Genomic DNA, 10,254 nt, shown 5'->3' on the forward strand with positions numbered 1-10,254 from the left:
ATGTCAGACCGGGATCACCGTGCCGGCGCCGCCGAGGCGCGCGGCGACATGGGTGGCGATGGCGGTGTCCTGCACGCCGGTGCCGGTCAGGTCGCAGATCGTGATCTGCGCGTCGTGGGTCCGGCCGGTCGCCATACCGGTGATGATCTCGCCCAGCTCGGGCGGGGTGTCCGGCATCAGGCCGGCGGCGCGGGCCGCGCGCAGCTCGCCCAGCGTCTCGCACTGGCTGACGCGGTCGCAGGCGTAGAGATCGGCGCGGGCCAGCGCCTGGGGTGCCAGTTCGTTCTTGCCGCCCTGGTCCGAGCCCATGGCGGTGACGTGCAGCCCGCCGTGCAGCATCTCGGCGGTCAGGATCGGCTCGGTCGCAGGGGTGGTGGTCACCACCAGCTGCGACTGCTCGCAGAGCGAGGCGGGGCAGGTCATGACCTCGGCCTGCGCGCCGGTGGCTGCGGCGATGTCGGCCGCGCAGGAGGCCGCGCGCGCGGGGTCGCGGCCCCAGACGAGGCAGCGGTCGAAGGGCCGCACGAGATGCGCCGCCTGCATCTGCAGACGCGCCTGCAGCCCGGTGCCGATCACGCCCGCAACGGCCACGTCCGAGGGCGCGAGGTGGCGTGCCGCGACGGCGCCGGCGGCGGCGGTGCGGATGTCGGTGAGGTAGCCGTTGTCGAGAAAGACCGTCTCGACCAGCCCGGTGGTGGCGGAGAACAGGATCATCAGCCCGTTGAGGCTGGGCAGGCCGATCTTGGGGTTGTCGAAGAAGCCGGGCGAGACCTTGATCGCGAAGCCGTCGAAGCCCGGCACGTAGGCGGTCTTGACGTCGACCTCGCCGTGCGCCTCCTCGATGGCCATCGACAGGATCGGCGGCATGACCACGCCGCCACCGGCCAGCGCGCGGAAGGCGGCCTCGATCACGTCCACGGTCTCGAGGTCCAGCGAGACGACCTCGCGCAGCTGCGCCTCGGTCACGATACGGATGTCACGGCTCATAAACGCGGCCCTTTACTGTCAGATCCCCGAGGGACACATCCTGTCCCGAGATGACGCGGGTAAACTCGGTCATGTCGACGTTCCGCCCGGTGATGACCGTGCCCATGACGCGGCCGGGCTCGACCTTGCCCGCCTGCAGCGCGGCGATACCGACGACGCAGGCGCCCTCGGCGACCATGCGGTCCTCGTAGTAGAGCGCCTGCATGGCGCCGTAGATCTCGTCTTCGGTGACGAGCACGATCTCGTCCAGCAACTCGCGGCAGAGCGGGAAGCTCAGGCGGTTGTTGAGCCCGATGCCGCCGCCGAGCGAGTCGGCAAGGCTCGCGACCTCCTCGACCTCGACGGGGTGGCCCGCGTCGATCGAGGCCTTCATGGCCGCGCCCCGGTCCATGGTGATGCCGACGAGGCGGATGTCGGGATTGATGGCCTTGGCCGCGACCGCCATGCCGGCGGCAAGGCCGCCTCCGGACAGCGGGATCAGCAGCGTGTCGATCCCGGGGCGGGCGGCGAGCATCTCCAGCGCGATGGTGCCTTGTCCTGCGATGACATGCGCATCGTCGAAGGGCGAGATCTCGGCGAAGCCCTCGTCGCGGGCGAGCCGCTCGGCCTCGCGCTGCGCGTCGTCCTGGCTGCGTCCCGTGATGCGGACCTCGGCGCCAAGCGCGCGGATGCCGTCGACCTTGGCCTGCGGCACCAGTTCCGACATGCAGATGGCCGCGCGCATACCTTTGGCGCGGGCCGCCCAGGCGACGCCGCGACCGTGGTTACCGGTCGAGCAGCAGGTCACGCCGGCCGTGCCCTCGGGCAGGTTCGAGACGGCATTGACCGCGCCGCGCAGCTTGAAGGCGCCCACGGGCTGACAGGTTTCGAGTTTGAGCCAGAGATCGGTGCCCAGGCGGCCGGAAAGGGCCGAGGGCACGAGCGGGGTGTCATCGGCGAGGCCGCGCAGCGTCTTGGCGGCCTGCATCACGTCGGCGAGTGAGAGCAAAGCGTCCCCTTGTTCCAAGCGCCGCCGTGCGAGGCCCGGTCAGCGCGCTGCTTCGCCTCGACTGATATCACCGAACGCCAGAACAGGCGAGGCATCGATTTCCTCGGCGTTGAGCATCGAGGCCACGCGTTCCAGCGAGGCGACGAGCATGGCCTGTTCCCAGTCGTCGAGCATCTCGAACTGCTTGACGAAGCGCTGCTGCAGCGCATCGGGCGCCTCTTCGACGGCGGCATGCCCGACCTCGGTCAGCAGCACGTTCATCTGGCGGCGGTCCGCCTCGGACCGGACGCGCACGATCTTCTGCCGCTTCTCGAGCTTGTCGAGCAGGGCGGTGACGGTCGCCTGGCTGACGCCCATCTGCGTGGCCAGCGCCTTGGGCGTGGCGCTGCCGGCACGCTTGCCGGCGATGATCTGAAGCACGCGCAGCTGCGCGGGCGTAAGCCCGGCCTGCTGAGCCAGCGTACGTTCATACTGCTCCGTCGCGCGCAGGATGCGGCGCAGGGCAATCAGACTCTCGTCGGTCCGGTCTTGGGGTAGGTCATCCGTCATGGGACGGAACATTGCATCAAGTGACATGATCCTTCAACGTGCAAAGCACTCCTTTTGTTTCTTCATCCTGACTAAGGACTTTTGCTTCGTCTGAAAACCCTTGTTTACAGCGCTTATAGCGTCATTCGACGATTTTTTTTAGATTCATCTTCTTCGCTTCTTGAAACTTTCCCCGACCTATTATACTTAGTCCCCTGAACGAACGAGGAGGCCAAGCCATGCCTAGAGACGTCACCAACGAACCGATTCCCGCCCGAACTGGGGTGCCCCTCCTGCGCAAACCGAGCGCGATGGACGGGGCCGAAATCTGGGATCTCGTGCGCGATTGCTCGCCACTTGATGAAAATTCCATGTACTGCAACCTGATCCAGGCCGATCACTTCCGTGACACCTGCGTGGTTGCCGAACTGGACGGTGACATCGTTGGCTGGATCTCCGGCCACATGGTTCCGGGCAAGGAGGAATTCTTTGTCTGGCAGGTCGCGGTGAGCGAAAAGGCTCGCGGTCTCGGCCTTGGCAAGAAGATGCTCAAGCATCTGATCGCGCGCGACGTTTGCGCCGATGCCAAGGCGCTCAAGACCACCATCACCCGCGACAACGGCGCCTCCTGGGGGCTCTTCCGCAGCTTCGCCCGCAGCATCGGCGGCGAACTTACGGATGAGCCGCACTTCAAGCGCGACACGCACTTCGGCGGCCAGCACGACACCGAGCACATGGTGACGATCCGGCTGCCCGAGGAAGACGACTGGGCGAAAGCCGCCTGAACCTTCCCGCCGCTCGCGCGTTCCCCCTTAGAGTTTCTGAATCGAGAGGACGTTCTTCCATGACGAACGCATCCAATACGACTGACATTTTCAATCGCCGCGAAAGCGAGGCACGGTCCTACTGCCGCGGCATCAGTGCGACCTTCACCGGCGCCCGTGGCACCGAGATGACCGATGCCGAGGGTAACACCTACATCGACTTTCTCGCCGGCTGCTCGTCGCTGAACTACGGTCACAACGACCCCGACATGAAAGCCGCCCTGATCGAGCACATCTCGAACGACGGCGTGGCCATGGGTCTCGACCTGCACACGAACGCCAAGGGCGCCTTCCTCGAGGCCTTCGAGAAGAACATTCTCGAGCCGCGGGGCATGGACCACAAGGTGATGTTCACCGGCCCGACCGGCGCCAACGCCGTCGAGGCGGCGATGAAGCTGGCGCGCAAAGTGACCGGCCGCACCAACATCGTGGCCTTCACCAACGGTTTCCACGGCGTCACCATGGGCGCGCTTGCCGCGACCGGCAACGGCTACCACCGCAACGGTGCGGCGGCCGAGCTGTCGGGCGTGACGCGCATGCCCTTCGACGGCTACATGGGCGACTACGACACCACGCAACTGCTCGAGGCGATGCTGAACGACGCATCCTCCGGCATGGACGCACCCGCCGCGATCATGCTCGAGACCGTGCAGGGCGAGGGCGGCCTCAACGCCGCGTCCGCCGAGTGGGTCAAGAAGGTCGCCGACCTGGCGCACAAGCACGGCGCGCTGCTGATCGTCGACGACATCCAGGCCGGCTGCGGCCGCACGGGCACCTTCTTCTCCTTCGAGGAGTGGGGCATAAAGCCGGACATCATCACCCAGGCGAAATCGATCTCGGGCTTCGGCCTGCCGATGGGCCTCGTGCTGATCCGTCCCGAGCATGACATCTTCGGCCCGGCCGAGCACAACGGCACTTTCCGCGGCAACACCCATGCCTTCGTGACGGGCCGTGTCGCCATCGAGAAGTTCTGGAGCGACAAGTCCTTCCAGGACGAGATCGCCGGCAAGTCGGTCATCCTGACGACCGCGCTGCAGGAACTCGCCGAGATGGTGCCGGACGCCTACCTCAAGGGCCGCGGCATGATGCAGGGCGTCGACGTCGGCTCGGGCGAGCTGGCCGAGGAAATCTGCGGCCGTGCCTTCGAGAAGGGCCTCATCATCGAGACCTCGGGTCCGAACGACGAGGTGGTCAAGGTGCTCGCGCCGCTGACCACGCCGGAAGAAACCTTCCGCAAGGGCCTGAACATCCTCCTCGAGGCGGCCCGCGAAGTCACCCAGAAACACAAGATCGCAGCGGAGTAACGGGACATGATCGTCAGAGATTTCAACAAGATCGTGAAAGACGAGAAGGACCGCGTCGTCTCGGACGCGAACTGGACCAGCGTCCGCATGCTGCTTGCCAATGACGGCATGGGCTTCTCGTTCCACATCACCTTCCTCGAGACCGGTTCGGAGCACACGTTCCACTATAAGAACCACTTCGAGAGCGTCTATTGCATGCAGGGCAAGGGCTCGATCACCGATCTCGCCACCGGCGAGACCCACGAGATCACGCCCGGCGTCATGTACGCGCTCGACCAGCACGACAAGCACACCGTGCGCGCGGAAGAAGAGCTGGTTCTTGCCTGCTGCTTCAATCCGCCCGTCACCGGCACCGAGGTGCACCAGGCCGACGGCTCCTACGCGCCGGCCGAGGAACTTGCAGACTGACCAGGGGGGCAAACTTGACCCACTCGAACCATACAGTCGAAAAGATCGGCGGGACGTCCATGTCCCGCCTCGACGAACTCACCAAGACGCTGTTCATCGGCGACCGCGAGGGTGATGATCTGTATAACCGCGTCTTCGTGGTTTCCGCCTTCGGCGGCATCACCGACCTCCTGCTCGAGCACAAGAAATTGGGCCAGCCGGGCGTCTACGGCGAGTTCGCCAATGCCGACAACAACCGCGGCTGGCAGGATGCGCTGGACACCGTCGCCGAGGCGATGATCGAGGCGCACGAAGCCGTGCTGACGCACCCGGCCGATCGCGACATGGCGCGCGAGTTCGTGCGCGAACGCATCGAGGGCGCGCGCAACTGCCTGATCGACCTGCAGCGCCTCTGCTCCTACGGCCACTTCCGGCTGTCCGAGCACATGCTGCAGATCCGCGAGCTGCTTTCGGGCCTGGGCGAGGCACACTCGGCCTTCGCGACGTCGCTGCTGCTGCAGCGCAACGGCGTGAATGCCCGCCTGCTCGACCTGTCGGGCTGGCGCGACGAGGGCACCGTCACGCTCGAAGAGCGCATCCAGAATGCGATGCAGGGCGTTGATACCGAAACGGAAATGCCCATCGTGACCGGCTACGCGCAATGCGCCGAAGGCCTGATGCGCGAGTTTGACCGCGGCTATTCCGAGGTGACCTTCTCCAAGCTCGCAGCCCTGACCGGCGCGCGCGAGGCGATCATCCACAAGGAGTTCCACCTGTCGTCGGCCGACCCCAAGCACGTGGGCATCGACGCGGTGCGCAAGCTGGGCCACACCAACTACGACGTGGCTGACCAGCTGTCGAACATGGGCATGGAGGCCATCCACCCGAAGGCCGCCAAGACCCTGCGCCAGGCCGACGTGCCGCTGCGCGTGACGAATGCCTTCGAGCCGCAGGATCCGGGCACGCTGATCGACGACAAGCCTGCCGAGAGCCCGGCGGCCGAGATCGTCACCGGCCTCGACATCGTGGCGCTGGAAGTGTTCGAGCAGGACATGCTGGGCGTGAAGGGCTACGACTCGGCGATCCTCGACGTGCTGGCACGGCACGACGTGCGCATCGTCTCGAAACAGTCGAACGCGAACACGATCACGCACTACCTCGACGCGTCGCTCAAGACGATGAAGCGGGTCGAGAAGGACCTGACGAAGCTCTATCCTTCGGCCAGCGTCTCGACGCGGACACTTGCGATGGCCTCCGTCATCGGGCGTGACCTCAGCGGTCTGTCGATCCTGACGCGCGGCCACGAGGCGATTGCCGAAGCGGGCATGGCCACGCTGGGCGCAACGCAGGGTCTGCGCAACGTCGACGTTCAGTTCATCCTGGAGCGTGACGACCTCAAGCCGGTCATCGCGGCGCTGCACAAGGCCTTCGTCGAGAACGACACTTCGGCCAAGACGTCCGAGCAGGACATCTCGCAGGCGGCCTGACGGTCCGACCCAAGTGACTGAATCCGGATTGCCCCCGCGTTCCCTGATCGGAGCGCGGGGGTTTTCCATTGCGGGATCGGTGTCGGGCGGGAAGGCGGTTTCAGCCCAGCAGCCAGGCGACGACCAGCACCCAGAGCGACAGGATCGCCAGCATCGCCACCATGTAGCCGGCATTCCAGACGAGGCCCACGTGCCGCGCACTGACGTTCCCGAAGGAGCCGGTCAGCAGCGTCGTCGCCGTGAAGGGCGAGCTGATGCCGCCAAGCGCCCAGCCTGCCGTGATAGCCGTCACGATGGCGGTGGGCGCGACGCCGAGCATCTCGGCCGAGGGGATCAGCGGCGCGAGGAGCGTCACCCCGAGGATCGGGTTCATGCCCAGTTGCCCCAGCGCCGGGATGAGCCAGACGAGGCCCACCAGCACCAGCCATGTCGGAAGTGCCTCGGGGTGCAGGCCCAGGCCCGCCACCAGCGGCTGCAGCAGCGGGGCGCCCACGGTGCCGATGTAGCCCGCCATCATCAGCAGCGTGACCTCGCCGCGATAGCCCGGCAGCTCGTCGAAGGCAAAGCCCGCCAGCCGGCGGCCCAGCCCGGCCGCGCTGCGGGTCTGCAGGGTCAGCCAGACCAGTGCGATCGTGGGCACGACCAGCAGGACGATGGCGATCACCCGAAGCCCGCTCAGCCATTGAAGGGTCAGCGTGCTGGCCACCAGAATCGCCAGAAGCCCCGCCAATGGTAACATCAGCGCCCAGGAGCCCTCGGGCTTGCGCCGTTCCGGAGGCGGGTGCGACAGGCGGGGCTTGAAGATCGAGTCGAGCGACCAGCCGGTGACCGCCATGAGCGCCGAGGTGCCGAGCGCGGGCAGCAGCACGCCGCCCCAGTTCGTGCCCGGGATCAGCGCCGTGGTGATCGCCACCGCGAAGGAAAGCGGCGACCAGGGCAGCGTCGAGCAGAAGGCGCGCTGGATCGCGAGCAGCATCCGCCGCGTGCGGTGAAAGCGGATCTCGGCGTCGGGTTCGGCCCGGGCGCTCGCGGTGGCGAGGCTGCCCAGCAGCGCGATGGCACCGTAGTTCAGCAGCAGCGCGAACATCTGTCCGCCCACGGTCAGGGCGGCATAGCGCCGGCCGGGCGGCTGCTTGGACAGGAAGGTGCCCGCGTCGCGGATCGCGGGGGCCTTCTCGGCGGCGCTGCGCAGCGTGGCGAGCGCGGCGAAGAAGGCGGCGATGAAGGCCGAGGAATGGATCGCGCGCAGCACGACCTCGGACCAGTCCGGCTCGCGCAGGAACAGCGCGACGGTCAGAACGATGGCGGTCGCGACGAAGGCGCGGCGGCCCCAGCCCACCTGCAGGCTCAGCAACGCAACGAGCCCCAGAAGCGAGGGGATCAGGGCCCAGTCGAGCACGGCATCCGGCAGCAGCCATTCGCGCAGGATCACGAGCCCGGTGACGAGGCAGAGCAGGCCGCCGGCGAAGCGGCCGAGGATGTCGTGCGAGGCGGGCAGGGCGGCGTTCCGTGACTGTGACCGGTCGGCGCGACTTGACCACCATTCGCGCCGGGCTGCAATGGCCGGCCTGGGGCCGGGCCTTGGGGCTGGCATGTCGCCTCGCCTACATCAGCTCTGAGGCGCGCAGCCGTTCGCTGCGCCGGGCACGGCCGGCGGGGCTGAGCCGATCCTCGACGTGGCCCTGCAGCCAGATGATCGCGCTGTTGAGCGCGAGGTAGACCACCGCCGCCAGCAGCAGGAACTCGATCGGCCGGTAGGTCTGCGAGATCAGGCCCGAAATCGTCGCCATGAACTCGGGCACCGCCACCAGCCCCGCGAGCGCGGTGCCCTTGAGATTCAGTGTGAGGTTGGAAAAGAGCGGCGGGACCGCCACGGGCAGGGCCTGCGGCAGCACCACCCGGCGGATCATCTGGCCCCGCGTCATGCCGAGCGCGCGGCAGGCCTCGAGCATCGCGGGGTTCACCGCGCGCAGGCCCGCGGTCAGGAACTCCACGTTGTAGCCCATGGCCGAGATCACCAGCGCGATCATCGCCGAGATCAGCGGCGGCAGAAAGATCCCCAGCGCGGGCAGGCCGAAGTAGGCGAAGAAGAGCAGCACGAGCGTCGGCACCGCGCGCATCAGCCAGGAAAAGGCGGTGACCCCGCGCGAGGCCCAGCCCGGCCCGTATTCCCGCGCGAGCGCGAGGGGCAGCGCCAGCAGGGGGGCCGCCGTGCCGACCACGGCCATCAGCAGGATCGTCGTGCCGATGCCCTTGAGCAGAAGCGGTGTGTATTGCGTGAAAAGGGTCAGGTCCACGGGATCACCTCGCCGTCCGGATGGCGACGCGTCGGCGCGCCAGGTATTCAAGGCCCATCAGGATGCTCGACAGGCAGATGTAGTAGGTCATCGCGATCAGCATGATCTCGAAGGGTTTCTGCAGCACGTCGATGAGCCGTTTCGACATGCCCATGATCTCGACCACCGCCACAGCCGAGGCGACCGACGTGCGCTTGAGCGAGGTGCAGGCGAAGGTCAGCAGCGGCGGGATCGCCACGCGCAGCACCTGCGGCAGGATCACCCGGCGGTACATCGGCACCATGCGGAAGCCCATCGCGCGCGCGGCTTCGTACTGTTGCGGCGGCACCGCGAGGAAGGCGCCGCGCAGCACTTCGTACTCGTAGGCCGAGGCGATGGCCGCGAGCCCGATGGTGGCCGAGACGAGCGGGCTCAGCCGCAGTCCCAGCTCGGGCAGGGCGAGGAAGCAGAACAGGAGCACGACAAGCTCGGGCAGGCCGCGAAAGAGCCAGGAGTAGAGGCGCAGCGCCTTCGCGACAGCCTTGTCGCGCCACAGGTTGTCGAGCACCGAGAAGACCACGGCGATCACGATCGAGAGCAGTTGCGCCATGGCATAGAGCTGAACGGTCAGCCAGACCGCCGGCAGCAGCCGTGGCGCCATGCGGACGATGACCTCCCAGTCGAATTCGTAGCCCAATATCTTGCTCCGTCCTGTTGATGCCTTGAGATATATCAGTGATAATACCAACAGGGCAAGCAATCTCCGGACAGGAAGGATTCCGCCATGGAAAACCGCATCATCGTTGTCGGCGCGGGCGTCGTCGGACTGGCCTGCGCGGTGGCGCTGACGCGTTCTGGCCGGCAGGTCACGCTGATCGACGAGGGCGAACCGGGGGCAGGCACTTCGGCAGGCAATCCCGGCGGGCTGAGCGTGAGCTCGGTCTTGCCGGCGGCGCATCCCGGGGTGCTGCGCAAGGTGCCGGGCTGGCTGCTCGATCCGGACGGCCCGCTGGTCATCAAGCCGCGGCATCTGCCCCGGATGGCGCCCTGGCTGGCGCGGTTCCTCGCCGCCTCGCGGCGCGACCGCTGGGAGGCGGGGATCTCGGCGCTGCACGGGCTGACCGCGAACGCGGTTTCCGACTGGCGCGACCTGCTGGGCGCCGTGGGCGCGCCCGAGCTGCTGCGGCCGACCGGGCACCTGATCGTCTATCGCTCCGATGCGCAGGACGACGCCGAGACCGCCAGTTGGGAGCGGCGCGCGGCGCTGGGGATGCGGATCGAGCCCGTAGGCACCGAGCGGCTGCGCGAGATGGTCCCGCCGCTCGCGGGCGAGTATCACCGTGCGCGGCTTGTCCATGACAACGGCTGGCTGCACGACCCGCGCGAGGCCTGCCGCCGGATGGAGCACTGGCTGCGCGGCGCGGGCGCCGGGCTGCGGCGCGCGCGGGTGACCGGGCTCGAGCCGGGCGGGCC

11 protein-coding genes are annotated in these 10,254 nt (G+C 67.4%); 5 read left to right on the forward strand and 6 right to left on the reverse strand.

What is annotated here, in order from left to right; translation table 11 throughout:
• Positions 1-3: 3 nt before the first annotated feature.
• Genes SALMUC_RS13165 through SALMUC_RS13175 form a run of 3 tightly spaced genes read right to left on the reverse strand, consistent with a single transcriptional unit; the run spans position 4 to position 2,551 of the window.
• On the reverse strand, positions 4-987 hold the full coding sequence (locus SALMUC_RS13165; protein ID WP_020043451.1) for a cyclodeaminase: 984 nt from the start codon (positions 985-987) through the stop codon (positions 4-6).
• Complete coding sequence (gene eutB / locus SALMUC_RS13170; protein WP_020043450.1) at positions 977-1,975, reverse strand: hydroxyectoine utilization dehydratase EutB; 999 nt, start codon at positions 1,973-1,975, stop codon at positions 977-979. The genes SALMUC_RS13165 and eutB overlap by 11 nt, the downstream gene beginning before the upstream one ends.
• Positions 1,976-2,014: 39 nt before the next feature.
• Positions 2,015-2,551, reverse strand: coding sequence for a MarR family winged helix-turn-helix transcriptional regulator (locus SALMUC_RS13175; RefSeq protein ID WP_245584703.1), 537 nt, complete (start codon positions 2,549-2,551; stop codon positions 2,015-2,017).
• A gap of 191 nt (positions 2,552-2,742) precedes the next feature.
• Here SALMUC_RS13175 and ectA point away from each other — a divergent pair, with 191 nt between their 5' ends.
• From ectA to SALMUC_RS13195, 4 genes are read left to right on the forward strand one after another with little or no spacing between them, the layout of a single operon-like run.
• A complete protein-coding gene (gene ectA, locus SALMUC_RS13180) occupies positions 2,743-3,288 on the forward strand; it encodes a diaminobutyrate acetyltransferase (RefSeq protein WP_037371878.1) in 546 nt (181 codons plus the stop codon).
• 59 nt (positions 3,289-3,347) lie between these two features.
• On the forward strand, positions 3,348-4,631 hold the full coding sequence (gene ectB, locus SALMUC_RS13185; RefSeq protein WP_020043447.1) for a diaminobutyrate--2-oxoglutarate transaminase: 1,284 nt from the start codon (positions 3,348-3,350) through the stop codon (positions 4,629-4,631).
• A gap of 6 nt (positions 4,632-4,637) precedes the next feature.
• Complete coding sequence (locus SALMUC_RS13190) at positions 4,638-5,039, forward strand: ectoine synthase (RefSeq protein WP_020043446.1); 402 nt, start codon at positions 4,638-4,640, stop codon at positions 5,037-5,039.
• 14 nt (positions 5,040-5,053) lie between these two features.
• Positions 5,054-6,505: an aspartate kinase gene (locus tag SALMUC_RS13195; RefSeq protein ID WP_021120363.1), complete on the forward strand. Its 1,452-nt coding sequence runs from the start codon at positions 5,054-5,056 to the stop codon at positions 6,503-6,505.
• Positions 6,506-6,605: 100 nt separating this feature from the next.
• Here the strand turns inward: SALMUC_RS13195 and SALMUC_RS13200 are convergent, their stop codons facing one another.
• The 3 genes from SALMUC_RS13200 to SALMUC_RS28255 form a co-directional block, all read right to left on the reverse strand.
• A complete protein-coding gene (locus tag SALMUC_RS13200) occupies positions 6,606-7,937 on the reverse strand; it encodes a hypothetical protein (RefSeq protein ID WP_020043444.1) in 1,332 nt (443 codons plus the stop codon).
• Positions 7,938-8,109: 172 nt separating this feature from the next.
• On the reverse strand, positions 8,110-8,802 hold the full coding sequence (locus SALMUC_RS13205) for an amino acid ABC transporter permease (protein ID WP_020043443.1): 693 nt from the start codon (positions 8,800-8,802) through the stop codon (positions 8,110-8,112).
• Between the two features lie 4 nt (positions 8,803-8,806).
• On the reverse strand, positions 8,807-9,478 hold the full coding sequence (locus tag SALMUC_RS28255) for an amino acid ABC transporter permease (protein ID WP_020043442.1): 672 nt from the start codon (positions 9,476-9,478) through the stop codon (positions 8,807-8,809).
• An 87-nt stretch (positions 9,479-9,565) separates the two neighbouring features.
• Between SALMUC_RS28255 and SALMUC_RS30480 the strand changes: the two genes are divergently transcribed.
• Positions 9,566-10,254, forward strand: a 689-nt coding sequence (locus SALMUC_RS30480) for an FAD-dependent oxidoreductase (RefSeq protein WP_020043441.1), incomplete at its 3' end; no start/stop codon positions are given.

This window comes from Salipiger mucosus DSM 16094 (assembly GCF_000442255.1).
Lineage (GTDB): Bacteria > Pseudomonadota > Alphaproteobacteria > Rhodobacterales > Rhodobacteraceae > Salipiger > Salipiger mucosus.